This is a genomic window from Cellulomonas wangsupingiae (assembly GCF_024508275.1).
Classification (GTDB): Bacteria; Actinomycetota; Actinomycetes; order Actinomycetales; family Cellulomonadaceae; genus Cellulomonas; species Cellulomonas wangsupingiae.
This window is the reverse complement of the sequence record NZ_CP101989.1, coordinates 576,887-596,954: the sequence shown is the minus strand read 5'-3', so window position 1 is coordinate 596,954 and position 20,068 is coordinate 576,887. Positions and strand designations below refer to the sequence as shown.

The 20,068-nt window shown below is 75.2% G+C and carries 19 protein-coding genes; 7 read left to right on the top strand and 12 right to left on the bottom strand.

Going from position 1 to position 20,068, the window contains the following annotated elements; all coding sequences use genetic code 11:
* The first annotated feature begins 1 nt into the window (after position 1).
* Positions 2 to 1,540 carry a sensor histidine kinase gene (locus NP075_RS02930; RefSeq protein ID WP_227566263.1) on the top strand — a complete coding sequence of 513 codons (1,539 nt, stop codon included), beginning with the start codon at positions 2 to 4 and terminating at the stop codon, positions 1,538 to 1,540.
* A gap of 3 nt (positions 1,541 to 1,543) precedes the next feature.
* On the opposite strand, the gene NP075_RS02925 is transcribed toward NP075_RS02930, so the two are convergent.
* The 4 genes from NP075_RS02925 to NP075_RS02910 form a co-directional block, all read right to left on the bottom strand.
* Positions 1,544 to 2,308 carry a hypothetical protein gene (locus NP075_RS02925; protein ID WP_227566264.1) on the bottom strand — a complete coding sequence of 255 codons (765 nt, stop codon included), beginning with the start codon at positions 2,306 to 2,308 and terminating at the stop codon, positions 1,544 to 1,546.
* 64 nt (positions 2,309 to 2,372) lie between these two features.
* Positions 2,373 to 4,019, bottom strand: coding sequence for an ABC transporter permease (locus NP075_RS02920; RefSeq protein ID WP_227566265.1), 1,647 nt, complete (start codon positions 4,017 to 4,019; stop codon positions 2,373 to 2,375).
* Positions 4,016 to 4,936 (bottom strand): ABC transporter ATP-binding protein, encoded by a 921-nt coding sequence (locus NP075_RS02915; RefSeq protein ID WP_207340402.1) that lies wholly within the window; start codon positions 4,934 to 4,936, stop codon positions 4,016 to 4,018. The genes NP075_RS02920 and NP075_RS02915 overlap by 4 nt, the downstream gene beginning before the upstream one ends.
* Entirely contained in the window at positions 4,933 to 5,595 is a 663-nt protein-coding gene (locus tag NP075_RS02910) for a TetR/AcrR family transcriptional regulator (RefSeq protein WP_227566266.1), read from the bottom strand. The genes NP075_RS02915 and NP075_RS02910 overlap by 4 nt, the downstream gene beginning before the upstream one ends.
* A 116-nt stretch (positions 5,596 to 5,711) precedes the next feature.
* Here NP075_RS02910 and radA point away from each other — a divergent pair, with 116 nt between their 5' ends.
* Complete coding sequence (gene radA / locus NP075_RS02905) at positions 5,712 to 7,133, top strand: DNA repair protein RadA (protein ID WP_227566267.1); 1,422 nt, start codon at positions 5,712 to 5,714, stop codon at positions 7,131 to 7,133.
* A 44-nt stretch (positions 7,134 to 7,177) separates the two neighbouring features.
* The gene (gene disA, locus NP075_RS02900) at positions 7,178 to 8,254 is read left to right on the top strand and encodes a DNA integrity scanning diadenylate cyclase DisA (RefSeq protein WP_227566268.1); all 1,077 of its coding nucleotides are present in this window, start codon (positions 7,178 to 7,180) and stop codon (positions 8,252 to 8,254) included.
* 11 nt (positions 8,255 to 8,265) lie between these two features.
* Here the strand turns inward: disA and NP075_RS02895 are convergent, their stop codons facing one another.
* A complete protein-coding gene (locus NP075_RS02895) occupies positions 8,266 to 8,907 on the bottom strand; it encodes a hypothetical protein (protein ID WP_227566269.1) in 642 nt (213 codons plus the stop codon).
* 859 nt (positions 8,908 to 9,766) lie between these two features.
* Here NP075_RS02895 and NP075_RS02890 point away from each other — a divergent pair.
* The gene (locus NP075_RS02890; protein ID WP_227566277.1) at positions 9,767 to 10,675 is read left to right on the top strand and encodes an HhH-GPD family protein; all 909 of its coding nucleotides are present in this window, start codon (positions 9,767 to 9,769) and stop codon (positions 10,673 to 10,675) included.
* A gap of 22 nt (positions 10,676 to 10,697) precedes the next feature.
* On the opposite strand, the gene NP075_RS02885 is transcribed toward NP075_RS02890, so the two are convergent.
* Both NP075_RS02885 and NP075_RS02880 read right to left on the bottom strand, forming a co-directional pair.
* Entirely contained in the window at positions 10,698 to 11,213 is a 516-nt protein-coding gene (locus NP075_RS02885; protein WP_227566270.1) for an amino-acid N-acetyltransferase, read from the bottom strand.
* 49 nt (positions 11,214 to 11,262) lie between these two features.
* On the bottom strand, positions 11,263 to 12,243 hold the full coding sequence (locus tag NP075_RS02880; RefSeq protein ID WP_227566271.1) for a sugar-binding transcriptional regulator: 981 nt from the start codon (positions 12,241 to 12,243) through the stop codon (positions 11,263 to 11,265).
* A gap of 174 nt (positions 12,244 to 12,417) precedes the next feature.
* Here NP075_RS02880 and NP075_RS02875 point away from each other — a divergent pair, with 174 nt between their 5' ends.
* From NP075_RS02875 to glpK, 3 genes are all read left to right on the top strand, one after another.
* Entirely contained in the window at positions 12,418 to 14,235 is a 1,818-nt protein-coding gene (locus NP075_RS02875) for a glycerol-3-phosphate dehydrogenase/oxidase (protein WP_227566272.1), read from the top strand.
* 113 nt (positions 14,236 to 14,348) lie between these two features.
* Positions 14,349 to 15,086, top strand: a complete 738-nt coding sequence (locus NP075_RS02870; RefSeq protein WP_227566273.1) for an MIP/aquaporin family protein — start codon at positions 14,349 to 14,351, stop codon at positions 15,084 to 15,086.
* A gap of 43 nt (positions 15,087 to 15,129) precedes the next feature.
* Positions 15,130 to 16,650: a glycerol kinase GlpK gene (glpK, locus tag NP075_RS02865; protein WP_227566274.1), complete on the top strand. Its 1,521-nt coding sequence runs from the start codon at positions 15,130 to 15,132 to the stop codon at positions 16,648 to 16,650.
* A gap of 84 nt (positions 16,651 to 16,734) precedes the next feature.
* Here the strand turns inward: glpK and NP075_RS02860 are convergent, their stop codons facing one another.
* The 5 genes from NP075_RS02860 to NP075_RS02840 all read right to left on the bottom strand — a co-directional run bounded on the left by NP075_RS02860 (position 16,735) and on the right by NP075_RS02840 (position 19,850).
* Positions 16,735 to 17,373 carry an ANTAR domain-containing protein gene (locus NP075_RS02860; protein ID WP_227566278.1) on the bottom strand — a complete coding sequence of 213 codons (639 nt, stop codon included), beginning with the start codon at positions 17,371 to 17,373 and terminating at the stop codon, positions 16,735 to 16,737.
* Entirely contained in the window at positions 17,370 to 17,711 is a 342-nt protein-coding gene (locus NP075_RS02855; protein ID WP_227566279.1) for an STAS domain-containing protein, read from the bottom strand. The genes NP075_RS02860 and NP075_RS02855 overlap by 4 nt, the downstream gene beginning before the upstream one ends.
* 321 nt (positions 17,712 to 18,032) lie before the next feature.
* Positions 18,033 to 18,620, bottom strand: a complete 588-nt coding sequence (locus NP075_RS02850; RefSeq protein ID WP_227566280.1) for a DUF3618 domain-containing protein — start codon at positions 18,618 to 18,620, stop codon at positions 18,033 to 18,035.
* Entirely contained in the window at positions 18,613 to 19,122 is a 510-nt protein-coding gene (locus NP075_RS02845) for a phage holin family protein (protein WP_372456746.1), read from the bottom strand. Before NP075_RS02845 ends, NP075_RS02850 begins: the two co-directional genes overlap by 8 nt.
* Positions 19,119 to 19,850: a hypothetical protein gene (locus NP075_RS02840; RefSeq protein WP_227566281.1), complete on the bottom strand. Its 732-nt coding sequence runs from the start codon at positions 19,848 to 19,850 to the stop codon at positions 19,119 to 19,121. The genes NP075_RS02845 and NP075_RS02840 overlap by 4 nt, the downstream gene beginning before the upstream one ends.
* Positions 19,851 to 20,068: the final 218 nt, after the last annotated feature.

Below are 20,068 nucleotides of genomic sequence, written 5' to 3'. Positions count from 1 at the left end.
GATGACGCCGGCTCCCGCGGGACCGGCTCCGCGCGCGCGCTGGTCGCTGCGCCGACGGCTGGTGGCCGTCGTGCTCGGGCTCGTGCTGCTCGTGAGCGTCGTCATGGGCACGGTGTCGACGGTCGCGCTGCGCGACTCCCTCGTCGCCCAGGTCGACGACCGCGCCGTCGCCGCGGCCGAGCGCGCGCTGCGCGCGACCCAGGTGGGCCCGGACGACGGCCGGGACCGGCAGGGCGCCGACGACCGCGGGCGTCCCGGGGACCGGCCGCGGCCGCTCGCCGTGCCCGGGCAGGACGTCGGCACCGTGAGCGTGGTCGTCGAGGACGGCACGACGCGGGCGCAGTACCTCGACACCGACGGCGACCTCGTCGACCTCGACGACGCGCAGGTCGCCGCGCTGCGCGCCGTGCCGCCGGACGGGACCGCGCACCCCGTGCCGCTCGACGGGCTCGGCCGCTACCGGGCCGTGGCGCTGCTGACGGACCGCGACGACCTCGTGGTGACCGCGCTGCCGACGACCACGGTCGACGCGACGGTCCGGCAGTACGTCGTCATCGAGGTCCTGCTCGTGGCCGGCGCCCTGCTCGTGGCGGGCCTCGGGGGGTCGGTGCTGGTGCGCCGGGAGCTGCGGCCGCTCAACCGCGTCGCGGCGACCGCGACGCGCGTGGCCGAGCAGCCGCTCGCACGGGGCGAGGTCGCGATCACGGCGCGCGTCGACGACCGCGACACGGACCCGTCCACGGAGGTCGGCCAGGTGGGCGCCGCGCTCAACCGCATGCTCGGGCACGTCGACCAGGCCCTCGCGCAGCGGCAGGAGTCCGAGTCGCAGGTCCGCCGGTTCGTCGCCGACGCGAGCCACGAGCTGCGGACCCCGCTCGCGTCGATCCGCGGCTACACCGAGCTCGTCCGCCGCTCCCCCGAGGAGCTGCCGGCGGACGCCCGGGCCGCCCTCGCGCGCGTGGAGGCCGAGGCCACGCGCATGAGCGCGCTGGTCGACGACCTGCTGCTGCTCGCGCGCCTCGACGCGGGCCGGCCGCTCGAGCGCGCACCGGTGGACCTCGCGGCGCTGGCCGTCGACGCGGTGGCCGACGCGCACGTCGCCGGCCCGGACCACGTGTGGCGCCTGGACCTGCCGGGGCAGGCCGACGCGGGTGCGCCGGACGACGAGGTCGGTGCCCTGACGGTGCTCGGCGACGACCACCGGCTGCGCCAGGTGCTGGGCAACCTCACGTCCAACGCGCGGCGGCACACCCCGGCAGGGACGCACGTGACCGTCGCGGTCCGCCGCGACGGCGCCGACGTCGTGGTGTCCGTGACCGACGACGGGCCGGGCGTGCCGCCCGAGCTGCGCGACCGGCTGTTCGAGCGGTTCGCGCGCGGCGACGAGTCCCGCAACCGCGCCTCCGGGTCCACAGGGCTGGGGCTCGCGATCGCCCGGGCCGTCGTCACCGCCCACGGTGGCTCGCTGACGTGCGAGAGCGCGCCGGGACGCACGTCGTTCGTCGTGCGCGTGCCGGCCGCTGCCGACGTCGGCCGGTAGCGGCTACAGCCCGTAGGCGGCGTACGCGTCGCGCACGTCGGCCAGCGGCGCCGTGAGCCGGAAGACTGCGGTGGCGTTCTGCCAGACCGCCACCCCGGTGCCGTCGCCCGCGTCGACGACCGTGAACGTCCCAGCGGGCGCGCCGCCGACGGTGACCTCCCCCGTCTGCGGCAGGTCGGGCCCGTCGGCCTGCGCCGACTCGGTCGACGTCGTCGCACCGGTGTCCGGCGCGACGACGGGCAGCGCGGCGGTGAGCCCCTGCAGGAACGTCGCCGCCTCCTGCGCCGTCTCGAACTGGGCGGCGCGGACCGTCAGCGTGCCCGCGTCACCGTCGGTGAACGTCTCGGTGTACGCCTCCAGCGCGCCTGCGCCGAGCCACTCGGCGTCGTCCTGCGACGACGCCAGCGCGTACTGCAGCACCGAGGCGGGCAGGGCCGACGCGAACGCCGTGGTGGCGGGACGCCCAACGGGCGCGACCGCCGGCGTCGGAACCGGCAGCGTGACGGTCTCGGCGGGCGCCGCGTCGTCCCCGCCGCGGGCACCGAAGAACGCGACGGAGCCGGCGACGAGGCCGGCGACGACGAGCACCGCCACGCCGATGATCACGGGCAGCAGCCAGCGCGGGCGCCCGGCCGGTGCACCCTCGCCGGGACCGTCGTCGCCGACGGACGGGCCGGGCGCGCCCTGCGGCGTCACGGCCGGTCGGTGCGTGGGTGCCGTGGCTCCCGGCACCCACTCGGGCTGCCCGGGTCGTCCCGTGTCGCTCATGCGCCGAAATCTCCTCGTGTCGCGTGGTCGGCCGCTGCCGAGCCACGCGCAGCCTACCGAGCGCTCAGCCGTCCACGTCGCGCCGCCGCACCCCGGCGAGGCCCGCCACGACGAGCAGCGCCGCGACCGCCGTCACGCCGAGGACCGGCGGCCAGTCCATCGGGGCGGCCGGCAGGGCCGGCAGGTGGGTGAACGGGGACAGCGCGTCGACACCGTCCGGCAGCAGCTCGCCGAACAGCCCGACCGTCCCGACGTACGCGACGTACAGCCACACGGCACCGGTCGCCCGCGGCAGCAGGCCGAGCAGGGCGGTGGCGACGCCGAGGACGAGCAGGACACCGGGCACCGTCACGGCGGCCGCGCCGAGCAACCGACCGACCTGTGACGCGTCGTCGAGCGTGGAGGCCGCGCCCGCCCCCATCACGACCCCGGCGAGCAGCAGCATCACCGTCGCGGCGACGGCCGCGAGACCGACCTGCGCGCCCAGCCAGCGCACGCGCGACACCGGCAGCGCGAGGAGCCCGGCGGCGCGGCCGGAGCGCTCCTCGGCGCGCGCCGCGCCGACCGCGGTGCCGACGTACGCGGCCGCGACGACCGCGATGAACACCACGTACAGGCCGAACGCCGCCGCGACCGCGTCGTCGACGTCACCGAGGATCACGGCCAGCTCCGACCCCTCGGCCACGAAGTCGACGACCGCCGACGCCAGCAGCCCGATCAACGCACCCGTCCCCACGACGCCCGCGCCCCAGGCGAGCACCGACGTGCGCTGGCGGCGCCACGTGAGCCCGACGAGCCCGCCGACGCGCCCGCGCGCCGGGCCGAGCCGTTCCGGCAGCAGACCCGTGCCCAGGTCACGCCGCCGCACGAGCACGGCCGCGACCCCCACGTTCACGGCGACCGCCGCGACGCCCACCGCGAGCGGCCACCACCGGTCGAGCGTGTACGGCGCGGTCGCCTGCGACCAGCCGAACGGCGACAGCCACGTCCACACGCTCGTGCTGCGCGGCCCCTGCACGTCGCCGACCGCGCGCAGCACGAACGCGAGCCCGAGCAGCGCCATGCCGATCGCGCTCGACGTCCGGGCGTGCGTCGTCAGCTGCGCGGCCACCGCCGTCGCGGACGCCAGCACGAGCGCGACGACCACGACGGACGCGACCATCAGCACCGAGCCGCCCGGGTCGAGGTCGGTGGTGAGCAGCGCGACGAGCAGCAGCGCACCGACGACGAGCACACCCGTCGCCGCGGCCAGGAGCCCCGCGACGACCGGTGCCGCCCGGCCCACCGGCTGGGACCGGACGATCTCGAGCCGCCCGTCCTCCTCCGGGGCGCGCAGGTGCCGGGACACCGCGAGCACCCCCATGATCCCCACGGGCAGCATCAGCCACAGCGCCAGCTCGTTGGCCGTCATCGCGCCCAGCGTGTAGTCGTCGAGCCCGAAGCCCGGGCCCGCGAGCGCCGTGGCGGCGGGTGACGCGATGAGCGCGGCACGTGCCTCGCGCTCGCCGGGGGGCGCGTAGAGCTCCGCGAGCGCGACGACCGAGACCTGCGTCATCCCCGCCACCGCGACCGCCCAGATGCCGGTCGTCCAGCGGTCGGTGCGCAGCGCCAGCCGCAGCAGCCGGCCCGTGCCCGCGAGCGGGCCGTGGGGCGTCGTCCGCCGCGGGCCCGACCGTGCGGCGGTCGCGCGCCGCACCGCCGTCGTCGTCACCGCTCCCCCACCCCGAGCGTCGCGAGCTCGTCGCCGTACTCCCGCAGGAACACGTCCTCGAGCGTCGGTGGGTGCGCGACGACCGAGCGCACACCGTGCGCGGCCAGGGTCGCGAGCACCGCGTCGAGCGCGACCCCGTCCGCGGCGAGCGTGACGTGCGCGTCGTCGGCCCGCAGGTGGTGCACGCCGTCGAGCGCGGTCAGCGCGTCGCGCGCCCCGGGGACGTCCGCGAGGCGGGCGACGACGGTCGTGCGCGTCAGCCCGCGCAGGTCGTCCAGCGTGCCCGTGCTCACGGCACGGCCGCGCCGGATGATCGTCACGCGGTCCGCGAGCGCCTCGACCTCGGCGAGCACGTGGCTCGACAGGAGCACCGTGCGGCCCTGTGCGGCGGACTCGCGCACGACCTCCTGGAACACCGCACCCATGAGCGGGTCGAGACCCGAGGTCGGCTCGTCCATGAGGAGCAGCTCGACGTCGGCCGCGAGCGCCGCGACCAGCGCGACCTTCTGCCGGTTGCCCTTCGAGTACGCCCGGGCCCGCACGCGTGTGTCGAGCTCGAACCGCTCGACGAGCGCGTCACGGCGGTGCGGGTCCAGCCCGCCGCGCAGCCGGCCCAGCAGGTCGATCGTCTCGCCGCCCGTCAGCTGCGGCCACAGCGTCACGTCGCCCGGCACGTACGCGAGGCGGCGGTGCAGTGCGACCGGGTCGCGCCACGGGTCGCCGCCCAGCAGCACCGCCTCGCCCCCGTCGGCCCGCAGCAGGCCCAGCAGCACGCGGATCGTCGTGGACTTGCCGGCTCCGTTGGGCCCGAGGAAGCCGTGCACCTCCCCCGTGCGCACGTGCAGGTCGAGGCCGTCCAGCGCGCGCGTGCGGCCGAACGTCTTGACCAGGCCCTGGACCGCGATCGCGTCCGTCATGGCTGCTCCCGGGTGGCGGGGACGGCGCCTTCCCCGGCGCGCCACGCGTCGAGGTAGGCCGAGTCGGCGAGCAGGCCGTGCGTGAAGATCTCCAGCCCGGCCTGCATGGACGTGGTGGTGATGTGGGCGAGTGCCGCCGCCGTGTCCGTGGTCGGCGACGGTGCGCGGCCCGCGGCCGCCTCGAGCTGCGCGAGCAGCAGCAGCCCGAGCTGCCCGGCGACGACGTAGCGGGCGCGCCCCTGCGGGTCGGACGTGGGGCGCACGGCACCCGCGCGCTCGCCGTGCTCGAGGTAGGCGACCGTGTCCGCGACGAGCCCGTCGACGAACGCCGCCGCCCCGGGCCCGCCGTCGAGGACGACGCGCACGAGGTACGCGACCAGCGGCGCGTACTGCTCCGTGCCGGCGAGCTCGGCCATGACGTCGCCCGCCGGACGGTCCAGCGCGTCGGACTTCACGGCCCGCAGCTCGTCGTGCACGTACCGGTCGCAGGCCTCGCGCAGGCCGTCCTTGGACCCGAAGTGGTGCAGCACGAGCGCGGGGCTCACGCCGGCGTCGGCGGCGACCTGCCGCAGGCCGACGCCGAACCCGTCGCGGCCGAAGCGGAGCATCGCCGCGTCGCGGATCCGCGCGCGGGCGGTGAGGTCGTCGACTGATCGCACGTTCAGCAGACTAAACGCGCGTTCAGCCTTCCACAACCCCTTTCGCGGGACAGGTCGATGCGCGCTGCGCGCGCGGCCCGACGCCGGTGTCGGTGGCGGCACGTACCGTGCGTCCCGTGAGCCAGACGACCACGCGCCGTGCCCGCGCCGGGGGCGAGCGGGCCCCCGACCGCCCGGGGTTCCGCTGCACCGAGTGCGGGTGGACCGCGACCAAGTGGGTGGGGCGCTGCGGCGAGTGCCAGGAGTGGGGCTCGGTGGTCGAGGACGCCGGCCCCGGCTCCGGTGGGCCGCGCACCGTCGCCGTCGCCCCCACGCGCAACCCCGCCCGGCCGATCGACGAGATCGACGTCGAGTCGGCCGCCGCACGGCCGACGGGCGTGGAGGAGCTCGACCGCGTCCTGGGCGGTGGCCTGGTGCCCGGTGCCGTCGTGCTGCTGGCGGGCGAGCCCGGCGTGGGCAAGTCCACGCTGCTGCTGGACGTCGCGGCCCGCGCCGCGCGCACGGGCCGGCGTGTCCTGTACGTCACCGGGGAGGAGTCGGCGGCGCAGGTGCGGCTGCGCGCCGGACGCATCCACGCGCTCGCACCCTCGCTGCTGCTGGCCGCCGAGACGGACCTGGGCACCGTGCTCGGGCACGTCGAGAGCGTGAACCCCGACCTGCTCGTGCTCGACTCGGTGCAGACGTTCACGTCCGCGCAGGTGGACGGGTCGCCCGGTGGCGTGTCCCAGGTGCGCGAGGTGACCGCCTCGCTCATCACCGCGGCCAAGTCGCGCGCCCTGCCGGTCGTGCTCGTCGGGCACGTCACCAAGGACGGCTCCGTCGCCGGGCCGCGCACCCTGGAGCACCTCGTGGACGTGGTGTGCCAGTTCGAGGGCGAGCGCCACTCGCGCCTGCGGCTGCTGCGCGCGACCAAGAACAGGTACGGCCCGACGGACGAGGTCGGCTGCTTCGACCTGTCCGAGCACGGCATCGTCGGCCTGGCCGACCCGTCCGGGCTCTTCATGACCCGGCTGATCAGCGACGTGCCCGGCACCTGCCTGACCGTGACCCTGGAGGGCAGGCGCCCGCTCGCGGCGGAGGTGCAGGCCCTCGTCGCGCCGAGCGTCGTGCCGAACCCCCGCCGCGCGACCAGCGGCGTCGACGGCACCCGGCTCGCGATGGTGCTGGCGGTCCTGCAGCGCAGGCTCGGCGCACGGCTCGCCGACCAGGACGTGTACGTCTCCACCGTCGGCGGCGCACGCGTCGTCGAGCCGGCCGCCGACCTCGCGCTCGCGCTCGCCGCCGTCAGCGGCCGGGAGAACGTGCCCGTGCACGCCGGCCTCGTGGCCATCGGGGAGGTCGGGCTGGCCGGCGAGATCCGCCCCGTCCCGGGCGTCGGTCGACGCCTCGCGGAGGCGGCACGGCTCGGCTGCACCCGCGCCGTCGTCCCGTCGGGCACCCTCGAGGAGGTCACCGTGCCGGACGGGCTGCGCGTCGTCGAGGCGGCCGACCTCGCGGCCGCCGTCCTGGCCGGGCTCGCGCCGTCCGGCGACGCGTGACCACAGTCGCGGACAACACGTCACGCCACCGATACGATTCGACGGTGCCGCATCCGCACCATCAAGACGACCTGCTGAGGTCGACGCTCGCCGCTGTCGCGCCCGGATCCGAGCTGCGTGACGGACTCGAGCGGATCCTGCGCGGCCGCACGGGCGCACTCATCGTCCTCGGCATGGACCCGACCGTCGAGTCGCTGTGCTCCGGCGGCTTCGTCCTCGACGTCGAGTTCTCCGCCACCCGCCTGCGCGAGCTCGCGAAGATGGACGGCGCCGTGGTCATCGACCCCGTGCGCGACCGCATCGTCCGCGCCGCCGTGCAGCTGCTCCCCGACCCGTCGATCCAGACGTCCGAGTCGGGCACGCGGCACCGCACGGCCGAGCGCGTCGCCAAGCAGACCGGCCTGCCGGTCATCTCGGTGTCGGCGTCGATGCGGATCGTCGCGCTGTACGTCGGCGCGCAGCGGTACGTGCTCGAGGACTCCACGACCATCCTGTCGCGCGCCAACCAGGCGCTCGCGACGCTCGAGCGGTACAAGGCCCGCCTCGACGAGGTCAGCGGCACGCTGTCCGCGCTGGAGATCGAGGACCTGGTCACGGTGCGCGACGTGTCGGCGGTCGTCCAGCGCCTCGAGATGGTCCGCCGCATCTCCGATGAGATCGCGGGCTACGTCGTCGAGCTCGGGACCGACGGCCGCCTGCTCACGCTGCAGCTCGACGAGCTCGTCGGCGGTGTGGGCACGGAGCGTGAGCTCGTCATCCGCGACTACGTCGACACGTCGCGTCGCACCATCGAGACGGTCCCCGACGCGCTGGCCGAGCTGGACTCCACCGAGCTGCTCGACATCGCCCACATCGCGCGGGTGCTCGGGCTGCCCGGCGGCGGGGAGGAGCTCGACGCGGCCGTCGGCCCCCGCGGCTACCGCCTGCTGTCGAAGGTCCCCCGCCTGCCCGGCCCGGTCGTCGACCGGCTCGTCGGGCACTTCGGAGGCCTGCAGAAGCTGCTCGCCGCCACGATCGACGACCTCATGGCCGTCGACGGCGTCGGGGAGCAGCGCGCCCGGTCCGTGCGCGAAGGGCTCTCGCGGCTCGCGGAGTCGAGCATCCTCGAACGCTACGTCTGAGGAGCGACCGCTCAGCCGAGCCCGAACACCGCTGCGGGCGACGTGGCGCCGCCCAGCGAGACCGTGACCGCGTACGTGCCGGCGCCGGGTGACGGCAGTCCGTCGGCGCACCCCAGCGCCGACCGCTCGCGCGACCAGCCGAGCTGCGTGACGTCCGACTGGCCACCGGCCAGCAGCAGCGTGCGCTCCTGACCCTCGGCCGGGGCGCAGTCGCGGCTCGACCACACCCGGTCGTCGCCCGACGTGATGATCACCTCGCGCTGAGCGTCGCCCGCGTCGACGAGGCACGGCTCGGGACCGGAGTTGGTCACGGCGATCTCGAACGTCGGGTCGACGCCGGCGGGGAACGACTGGGCACCCGGGGTGGCCGCGAGCGCGAGCTGCGCCGGCGCGCACGCCGGGACGCCGCCCTCCGGCTCCACGGACGGTGCCGACGTGTCCGCCTGAGGGGTCACCGGCGCCTCGGTCTGCGGGGTGCCCTCGCCGCCGCGACCCGTCAGCCAGACCACCAGCACGACGATCAGCACCAGCGGGATCCCGAGGACCACGAGCCGGCGGACCCAGAAGACACGGGCCGGCGGTCGCGGGGCCGGTCGCGGGGCCGGTCGCGCGGGCCGCGGAGCGTTGCCCGGCGGGCGCGTCCGGTCGTTCATGGTGACCTCCGTGGGTGCGTCCGCGGATCGCCGCGGGTGCGACCACGGTACGAGCCCGACCCCCGCGCACGCCTCCCGCCACGCGCACGACCCCCCCACCCCCGGCAAGAGAGCAATCCAGCCCACCCCCACCCGCGCGAGAGAGCAGTCCCCCACCCCTCCCCCGTGAGAGTGCAATCCAGTCCAGCCCACCCCCACCCGTGAGAGTGCAATCCAGCCCACCCGCGAGAGAGCAATCCCGCCCAACCCCCATCCGTGAGAGTGCGATCCAGTCGCACCCCTCGCCGCGACATGTCGATCCAGATCCATCCGCTCACCCGCGTGCGGTCGGTGGAGCCCTGGCGACCGGTCGGATCGAGCGCCACCGCACCGACGTGGCAAACGCCCGGCGTCGCGCCCCCCGATGGGCGAGACCGGGCTGGATCGGAGGCGCTCTGGCGGGTGCAGCAGGCGTTCGTCGACCCCGGCGGCGTGGTGCCTCCTGCGGTGGGGCGGACCGGATTGCTCTGTCACGGGTGAGGGCGGGCGGGCTGGACTGCCCTCTCGCGGGAGGGCTGGATTGACATGTCACGGGCACGGGGTGGGGCGGACTGGATTGCTCTCTCGCGGGGGGGTGGGGGCAGGCGGACTGGATTGCTCTCTCGCGGGTGAGTGGAGTTGGACGGGGTGGCGGGGGGTTGCACCATGAGGCGTGCCCCTCGACGATCCCGCTGCCGGCGGCCCGGCTGCCGGCGGCCCGGCTCCCGGCGGCCCGGCTGCCGGTGGCCCGGCTCCCGGCGGCCCGGCTCTCGGCGGCGTGGGCGGCGGGGACGGCCCGCCGGCCGTGAGGGCGTCGTCGGCCGCGGGTGCGGGGTGGGGGGTGGCGGACGTCGCGGTGGTGCGGGCCGACGTCCTCGCGTGGTTCGACGTGCACGCGCGCGACCTGCCGTGGCGCGCGCCGGACCGGACGCCCTGGGGCGTGCTGGTCAGCGAGGTCATGCTGCAGCAGACGCCGGTCGTCCGGGTCGAGCCGGCGTGGCGGGCGTGGCTGGAGCGCTGGCCGACGCCGGGCGACCTCGCCGCCGCCCCGACGTCCGACGTGCTGCGCGCGTGGGACCGCCTGGGCTACCCCCGCCGGGCGCTGCGGCTGCAGGAGTGCGCGCGGACGGTCGTCGAGCGGCACGGCGGCGTGCTGCCGGACGACGAGGCCACCCTCCTCGCGCTGCCGGGTGTCGGGCCGTACACGGCGGCCGCGGTCCGGGCCTTCGCGTTCGGGCGCCGCTCGGTGGTGCTCGACACGAACGTGCGCCGGGTCCTGGCGCGGCTCGTCGCCGGCGAGGCCCTGCCGGCGCCGGCGCAGACGGCGGCCGAGACGCGGCTCGCGGCCGCGTGGGTGCCGGACGACGACGCCACGGCGGCCCGCTGGTCGGCCGCGTCGATGGAGCTCGGCGCCCTGGTGTGCACGGCCCGCTCACCCCGGTGCGACGCGTGCCCCGTCGCGGACCGGTGCCGCTGGCTCGCCGCGGGCCGCCCGGGCGACCTGCACGCCCACCGGCGGCGGACGCAGGCGTGGACGGGCACGGACCGGCAGGCCCGCGGCCGGGTGATGGCACTGCTGCGCGACGCCCTCGGGCCGGTCCCGCACGACGCCGTCGCTGCCGTGTGGCCCGACGCGACCCAGCTGGCGCGGTGCCTCGACGCGCTGGTCGCCGACGGCCTGGTCGCCCGCGACGACGCCCCGGGTGACGCCCCGGACCCGGACGCCGCGACCTACCGGCTCCCCCACTGACGCCGCGAGAGCGGCCGGCGGCTCACAGGTGCAGCAGCATCCGCGTGTTGCCGAGGGTGTTCGGCTTCACGCGCGCGAGGTCGAGGAACTCGGCGACGCCGTCGTCGTGCGACCGCAGCAGCTCGGCGTAGACGTCCGGGGGCACGGGCGTGCCCTCGATCTCCCGGAAGCCGTGGCGCGCGAAGAAGTCGACCTCGAACGTCAGGCAGAACACGCGGCGCAGGCCCAGGGCGCGCGCACGGTCGAGGAGCGCGTCGACCAGGGCGTGCCCGACGGCGCGGCCGCGGAGCTCCGGCGCCACGGCGAGCGTGCGGATCTCCGCGAGGTCCTCCCACATGATGTGCAGCGCACCGCACCCGACCACGTCGTCGCTGCCGGCGGCGCGCGCCACGAGGAACTCCTGGACCGCCTCGTAGTACGCCACCCACTCCTTGGCGAGCAGGATGCGCTCGTTCGCGTAGGGCTCGACGAGCCGGCGGATGGCGCGCACGTCGGTGGGCAGGGCAGGCAGGACGTCGACGGCGGCGTGGGAGGTCACGGGCACAACCTACGCACGGACGCGCACCGGCGTGCTCGCCGCGCCACCGTCAGCGGTGGCGTGGCAGGGCGCGGGCGGGGACCGACTCGACCAGGGCGGTGGCCGTGACCTCGTCGACCACGAGGTCGGTGACGGCGCGCGCGTGCAGGGCCGCGAGCAGCGGGGCGACCTTGTTGTCACCGGCGACGACGCAGACCCGGCGCGGGATCCGCTGCAGCTCGTCGGGGGTCGGGCCGGTCGCCCGGCTGTTGAGGGACACGTCCGCCCAGGACCCGTCGGCGCGCAGGAACACCGTGCACACGTCGCCGACGACGCCCTCGTCGTGCAGGCGGCGCACGTCCGCCTCGTCGAGGTAGCCCGCGGAGTACACGTGCGACGGGACGGCGCCGGCGACGGCGCCCGCGGAGAACACCGCGATGTCGGCGCGGCGCTGCATGTCCAGGACCCGGCGCACGGACCGCTCGCGCCACATGGCGTCCTTCGTGTCGGGGTAGTCGAAGAACGCGGGGACGGAGAAGTGGTGCACGGCCGCGCCGAAGGCGGACCCGAAGGACGAGATGAGGTCGGACGCGTACTCGACGCCGGACGTGCGCATGTTCGCGGCGCCGTTGAGCTGGACGACCGCCGACCCGCGCGTCGGCTTCGGGGCCAGGTACCGGCTGACGGCGGCGATGGTGGTGCCCCAGGCGACGCCCATGACCATGTCGGAGTCGAACCACGACGCGAGCAGACGTGCGGCGGTCATCGCGACCTGGTCGAGCCGCTCGACGGACCCGGCCGAGTCGGGCACGGGTACGACGTAGGTGTCGATGCCGAAGGTGGAGGAGATCGACCGGCCGAGCCCGGGCGCGCGCGTGCTGGAAGGGCGCAGCGTGATCTCGACGAGCCCCGTCTCGCGGGCCCGCTTGAGCAGGCGGGACACGGTCGACCGGGACGTGCCGAGGTGCCGCGCGATGACCTCCATCTTGAGGTCCTGCAGGTAGTACATGGACGCGGCACGCAGCACGTCCTGCTCCCGCTCGACGAACACGCGGCACCACCCTCCGTGCCCGCCGGACGTCGTGCCGTCGTGCACGTTCGTGCACACGAGTTGCGCGTCCGTTCTGGACGTGATGACGATAGCGGCGACGCACCCGGCGAGCGAGGGGGGCCACCACGCCGGGAGCCGCGACCACCGAGCCACGGCTCCACGGAGGGACCCGCCATGAGGACCGCACCGCTGACCGCGCAGGCACGCCAGGACGCCCTGGGGGCGTTACGCCGCAGCTCCGAGGTCGGCCAGGAGCTCGACGTGCTGGTCGTGGGCGGTGGTGTCACCGGGGCCGGGATCGCGCTCGACGCGGTGACGCGCGGCCTGTCCACCGCGATCGTCGAGGGCCAGGACTGGGCCTCGGGCACCTCCAGCCGGTCCAGCAAGCTCGTGCACGGTGGCCTGCGCTACCTGCAGATGCTCGACTTCCACCTGGTCCGCGAGGCCCTGACCGAGCGCGACCTGCTCATCACGCGGCTCGCGCCGCACCTGGTCAAGCCCGTGAGCTTCCTGTACCCGCTGGAGAACCGGGTGTGGGAGCGGGCGTACGTCGGTGCGGGCGTCGCGCTGTACGACACGCTCGCGTCCGTGTCGGTCTCCGGCAACCGGCGTGCCATGCCGATCCACCGGCACCTGACGCGCAAGGGCATGGAGCGGCTGTTCCCGGACCTGCGGCACGACGCCGCGATCGGCGCGGTGCGGTACTGGGACGCGAGCGTCGACGACGCGCGGCTCGTCGAGACCCTCGTGCGCACGGCCGTCAGCTACGGCGCGCACGCCGCGTCGCGCACGCAGGTCGTCGACCTGCAGACGACCACCGGCGGCGCCGTGACGGGCGCCGAGATCGTCGACCTCGAGACCGGCGAGCGCATCGACGTGCGCGCCCGCCACGTCATCAACGCGACCGGCGTGTGGACCGAGCAGACGGAGTCGCTCGCCGGCAGCGAGGGCGGTCTGCGCGTGCTGGCGTCCAAGGGCATCCACATCGTCGTGCCGCGCCAGCGGATCGAGGGCAACACGGGCCTGATCCTGCAGACCGAGAAGTCGGTGCTGTTCATCATCCCGTGGTCCCGGTACTGGGTGATCGGCACCACGGACACCCCGTGGGAGCAGGAGCTCACGCACCCCGTCGCGACCAGCGCGGACATCGACTACGTGATCGAGCACGCCAACCAGGTGCTGTCCCGCCCGCTGACCCGCGAGGACGTCATCGGCACGTGGGCCGGCCTGCGGCCGCTGCTGCAGCCGGGCACCAAGGAGGGGACGTCGTCGGCGAAGGTCTCGCGCGAGCACACCGTCGCCTCGCCCACCCCGGGCCTGACCGTCATCGCGGGCGGCAAGCTCACGACGTACCGGGTCATGGCGAAGGACGCGGTCGACTTCGCGCTCGGCTCGCGGGCGACGACTCTGCCGTCGATCACGCAGGACGTGCCGCTCGTCGGCGCCGAGGGGCTCAAGGTCGTGCAGCGCCAGGCCCGCGCGATCGGCGCCCGCTACGGCTGGGACCGTCCGCGCATGGACCACCTGCTGCACCGGTACGGCTCCCTGCTGCAGGAGCTCACGGACCTGTGCGACGAGCGGCCCGAGCTCGCGCGGCCGCTGCAGCACGCACCGGCGTACATCGGCGCGGAGATCGTCTACGCGGCGAGCCACGAAGGCGCGCTCCACCTCGACGACGTCCTCATGCACCGCACGCGCCTCAACTACGAGCAGCTGGACCGGGGCGTCGGAGCCCTCGACGAGATCGCGGACCTCATCTCGCCCGTCCTGGGCTGGGACGACGCGACACGGGCCCGCGAGGTGGAGGCGTACCGCGCCCGGGCGCAGGCCGAGGAGGCCGCGGCGGCCCAGCCGGACGACGCCGCCGCCGAGCGCGTGCGCCTGGAGGCTCCCGACCTCGCACCGCTGCTGCCGCTGGGGCCCGACGCGGACCCCGGCACCAAGCCGGGGTCGCCCGCGGGCCGCGGCGCCTCGGGACCCGCCGGCACCTGAGCACCGGGGGTGCGGGGCACCGCCGCCCCGCACCCCCGGCCGCCGCGCGCAGCGTGGCGACGACCCACCGGCGGTGACCCGCGTGACAACGACGTCGACGAGAGAGGTCTGAAGTGGACTACACGATCGGTGATGCGTTCTGGTCGGAGACCATCGGCACCGCGATCCTGATCCTGCTGGGTGCGGGGGTCGTGGCCAACGCCATCCTCCCGCGCACCAAGGGGTTCGGCGGCGGCTGGCTGATGATCAACTTCGGATGGGGCCTGGCGGTGTTCGCCGGCGTGTACTCGGCGTACAAGTCCGGCGCGCACCTGAATCCCGCCGTCACGATCGGCATCTGGGCGGCCGGTCGCGAGGAGTTCGCGCCGGGCATCCCGGTGACCGCGCTCAACGGCGTCCTGTACGTGACGGCGCAGATGCTGGGCGCGGCCGTCGGCGCCGGGCTGGCGTACCTGGCGTACAAGAAGCACTTCGACGAGGACGCCGACCCCGCCGTCAAGCTGGGCGTGTTCGCGACGGGGCCCGAGCTGCGCTCGTACGGCTGGAACTTCCTCACCGAGGTCGTCGCGACGTTCGTCCTCATCTTCTTCGTGCTCGCGTTCGGTGAGACGCCCGCGGAGATCGGCCCGCTGGCCGTGGCGCTGGTCGTCGTCGGCATCGGCGCGAGCCTCGGCGGCCCCACGGGCTACGCGATCAACCCCGCGCGTGACCTCGGGCCGCGCATCGCCCACGCGCTGCTGCCCATCAAGGGCAAGGGCTCGTCCGACTGGGCCTACGCGTGGGTGCCGATCGCCGGTCCCCTCGTCGGCGGAGTCCTCGCAGGGCTCCTCGCAAGCGTCTACGTCGGCTGACCCGACCACTTCGACACGACCGTCCCGGAGAAAGGCTCCCCCGATGACCGAGAAGTACGTCCTGGCGATCGACCAGGGCACCACCTCGACCCGCGCGATGATCTTCGACCACGGGGGCAACGTCGTCTCCGTGGGTCAGAAGGAGCACGAGCAGATCTTCCCGAAGGCCGGGTGGGTCGAGCACGACCCGAAGGAGATCTGGACCAACGTCCGCGAGGTCGTCGGCCAGGCGCTGGGCCGCGCGAGCCTCACGCACGAGGAGATCGCGGCCGTCGGCATCACCAACCAGCGCGAGACCGCGGTGGTCTGGGACCGCGAGACCGGTGAGCCGGTCTACAACGCGATCGTCTGGCAGGACACCCGCACGCAGAAGATCTGCGACGAGCTCGCGGCCCTGGGCGGCGGCGCCGAGCGCTACAAGGACAAGGTCGGCCTGCCGCTGGCCACGTACTTCTCCGGGCCCAAGATCCGCTGGATCCTCGACAACGTCGAGGGCGCGCGCGAGAAGGCGGAGGCGGGCCGGCTCGCGTTCGGCAACACCGACGCGTGGATCCTGTGGAACATGACGGGCGGGACCCGCGGCGGCACCCACGTCACGGACCCCACCAACGCGTCGCGCACGATGCTCATGAACATCGACTCGCTCACCTGGAACGAGGAGATCGCGGGTGAGATGGGCATCCCGGTGTCGATGCTGCCGGAGATCCGCTCGTCGTCCGAGGTGTACGGCGAGGGCCGCAAGGGCGGCCTGCTGCCCGGTGTGCCGATCGCCGGCATCCTCGGCGACCAGCAGGCCGCGACGTTCGGGCAGGCCTGCTTCGAGGTGGGCCACGCCAAGAACACGTACGGCACGGGCAACTTCATGCTCATCAACACCGGCACCGAGCCGATCGCGTCGAAGAACGGCCTGCTCACCACGGTCTGCTACAAGATCGGCGACCGCGACACCGTGTACGCGCTCGAGGGCTCGATCGCCGTCACGGGGTCCCTGGTGCAGTGGCTGCGGGACAACCTCGGCATCATCTCGTCCGCACCGGAGGTCGAGAAGCTCGCGGCGAGCGTCGAGGACAACGGCGGCGCGTACTTCGTCCCCGCGTTCTCCGGGCTCTTCGCGCCCTACTGGCGGTCCGACGCCCGCGGTGCGCTCGTCGGCCTGACGCGCTACGTCACCAAGGCGCACATCGCCCGGGCCGCGCTGGAGGCCACGGCCTTCCAGACGCGCGAGGTGCTCGACGCGATGAACGCCGACTCGGGCGTGGACCTCACGGAGCTGAAGGTCGACGGCGGCATGGTCGCCAACGACGCGCTCATGCAGTTCCAGGCCGACATCCTCGGCGTGCCGGTGGTCCGTCCGAAGATCGCCGAGACCACCGCGCTGGGCGCGGCGTACGCGGCCGGCATCGCGGTCGGGTACTGGTCCGGCGAGCAGGACGTCATCGACAACTGGGCCGAGGACAAGCGCTGGGAGCCGTCGATGGAGGAGGGCGAGCGCGACCGGCAGTACCGGCTGTGGAAGAAGGCCGTCACCAAGTCGTTCGACTGGGTGGACGACGACGTGCGCTGACCCGGCGACGCGGCACGGCCCCGGCGACCGACGACGCGGCGCCGGGGCCGTGCCGCGTCCGGGGGTGCCCGTACCGGCATCCGGTCAGGGGCTGCCGGCTCCCTGGTGGTCGGACCCGGGGACGCCGACGTGCTTGCGCGGCTGGAACGGGGTGCCGCTCACGGGGCGGGTCCCTGCCGCCTGGGCGACGACCCGCGTGGCGACCGCACTCACCTTCTCGTCGCGGCGCTGCGCCGTGGTCCGCAGCACCTCGAGCGCCCGCACCGGGGAGCAGCGGCGGTGGGCGACGACGACCCCGATCGCCTGGTCGATGACCTCACGGCTGCGTATGGCCGCCGTCAGGTCGGCAACGTCCCGCCGCAGGACGTCCGCGTCCGCCCGGTCGGCGATCATGCCGGCCAGCACCCCAGCGGTCACGCGCAGGTCGTCGCTGACGTCGGACCAGTCGACCGTGCCGGAGGTCCGGACGGCGACGCAGGTGGTGCCGTGCCGCACGGCGGTGGACACCGGCCCGGCGGTCCCCGGCTCGGGCCACGGCACGTCCGGCGCGACGGGGCCGGGCGTCGAGACGACGTGCGGGGGGCGCCCGGGCACCTCGGCGACGACACGCAGGTCGACGCCACGGCGCAGCTCGTGCTCGAGCACGCGCCGCAGGAGGGCGAGCACCACAGGCATCCCCGGCGGGACGACGGCGGTCGCCGTGCCCGGCGCGACGGCCGTCATGAGGACATCGACATGCGGCTGCCGTCACGGTGCAGGACGGAATGGAGCCCGAGCACGTCGAGCAGGCGGGCGATCACGGCAGGGACGTCGCGCGCGATCCACTCCACCCCGGTCTCCGCGCAGATCCGCTCGCACTGCAGGAGGAACGCGATGCCGGGGGCGCCGAGCAGGCGCACCTCGGCGAGATCGACGACGACCGGGAGCCCTGCCTCGGCGATCGCCGCCAGCGCGTCGCCAGCCTGGTCGCGCAGCGAGAGGTCGATCTCGCCGCTGAGGTGCACGACGACAGCCGTGCTGTCGCGCCGGACGGTGATGGAGCTGGGCGTAAGGCTGGGCATGTGGCTCGCCCCCAAAGGCGGTTGCCTGTCACCCCCGGAGACCCCGGGACGACCGTGCACGCCATGGGCTGGGCCCGTACCTCGCGCGGCGACGCCCCGTGCACCTTCCACTGTCTCACGCATCCGGGCAAACCGACACCGGCCGGGCATCTCGCCGCCGGACGCGCGTCGGTTCTCGTGCGCGTAGCGGTACGGGTGGGCCACGGTGACCCCCCGCTCGTCGGCGCGCAGGTAGCCACTCACGTAGGCGCGCGCCGACGCACCACGCCGGGGGCGGGCACCGTGATCCTCACGACGCCCACCCCCGGCCCGTCACGGTGGTCACTGCTGCTGCGGGGCCTTCCGCACCTCCTGCGCCGACTGCTGCGCCTGGTCCCGCAGGTCGGACGCCGCCTGCGTGCCCTGCTCCTTGACGCCGGCGGCCGCCTCGGTGGCGGTGTCCTTCACGGCCTGCAGGGCGTCCTGCGCCGGCTCGCGCAGGTCGGACGCCATCTGCTGCGCCGCCTCCTTGGCCTGCGGGGCCATGGCCTGCGCCTGCTCCTTGACGGCCTGCGCGGCCCGCTGCTCCGGCGCCGAGGTCGGCACCAGCGAGGACGCCAGCCACCCGAGCCCGAAGGCGACCAACCCGGCCGCGAGCGGGTTGCCCTGCGCCTGCTGGAGGGCGGCGGTGGGTGCGCCCTTCACGCCCTGCGCGACGGAGCCGGCGGACCCGCCGGCCGCGTCGCGGGCGCCGCCGACGGTGCCCATCACACGCTCGCGGACGGCCCCGACGCGGCCGCGCACCTTGTCCGCCTGGCGGTGCGCCATCTGCCGGGGGTCGATCGTGTCGCCGACGGCGTCGACGTTCGCCGACAGGTCGGCCCGCGTCTCCTCGATCCGCTGGCGGATCTCCTCGGGGCTCTCACTCATGGTTCGCCTCCTCGTCACCCTTCAGGGCGTTCGGGATCTTCTTCATGGTCTCGGCGGTGCGGGGTGCACCCTTCACACGGCGGAGCTCACCGCGTCCTCGCACGGCGAGGACCGCGGCGATCACCGCCCAGATCACGGCCACGACGACCGCGGACCAGGCCCTGCCCAGCGGCAGGCCCCACCACAGGGCGAACGACAGGAACATCAGCACGAAGTGCCCTGCCACCCCCGAACCGGCGAGCAGACCGCCGCCCTTGCCCGCACGCTTCGCGGACTCGGTCAGCTCGGCCTTGGCCAGCTCGACCTCCTGGCGGACCAGGAGGGACAGGTCCTCGGTGACGGACCCGATCAGGTCACCCAGGGACGGGCGCTCGTCGGGCGCACCGTCGGCGGCCGGCGGCGGCGCGCCGGCCCCGGGCAGAGGACCCGTCCCGGGCAGGGGACCTGCCCCCGGCACCGCGCGCGGGTCCGCCGCCACCGTGGGGTCGAACTGCCCGGTCACGGTCGGTCCTCACGGAGCACCCCGGCCAGCGGGTCACCGCCGGCCGTGCCGTACGGGTCGGCCGCGGGGACGTGGCCGGAGGTCGGTGCCACCGGTGCGGGGCCGCCGGCGGCGACCCACGCCTCCTGCTCGGGGCTCTGCCCGGGGCCGCTCGGGGCCGGGGTGCCGGCGTACGCCGGGGCGGGGTCCACCGGTGCCGGCGTGGCGGGTGCCGCCGCCGTCGCACCCGTGCCCGCCGACGGCGGTGCGTCCTTCAGCCCGCGGGTGACCCGCCCGGCGAGGACTCCGGCACCGGCCGCGAGCGCCAGGAACAGGCCCGGACGCCGGCGCGCGAAGTCCGTCACCTCACCCAGCAGGTCGCCGGGCTCCCGGTCCTCGAGCCAGCTCGCCACGCCGGCGGTGCGCTCGCCCGCCTGACGGACCAGGTCCGTCGCCAGTCCGCCGTCCTGCGAGCCGTCGGCCATGCGACCCAGCTCGTCGCCGAGCGCGCGCAGGCCGGCCGCGGCCCGCACCTGCTGCTCCGACGCCTGCGTGGTCAGCCCCGTGCGGGCCTCCGACCACAGGTCGCGGGCCTGGCCCGCGACCTCCGACGCGACGTCGGAGGCCCCGCTCTTCGCCTCGCCGAGCAGGCCCTGCCCGCTGTCCGCGGCGGCGTGCGCGAGGCTCGACGCCTCGTCCTTCGCGGTGCCCGCCGCTGCGGCGGCGCCACCTGTGCTGTCCGTGCTCATCGTCGTCTCCTCACTCACTCGTGACTGTGTCCTTGAGCTTCCCGCTGACCGTTTCCGCCAGGTTCGGCGTGGCGGTCGTGCCGCACAGCCGCGGTCGGGCTGCGTGGCGCGGGGGGCATGGGAGCGCCGGCCGGCGGCTCGGCGACGTTGCTGAACTCGCCCTTGTCCGCGTCCCGCCGGTCGGAGAGTCGCTCGGCACGGGGCGGTCGGGTGAGGAC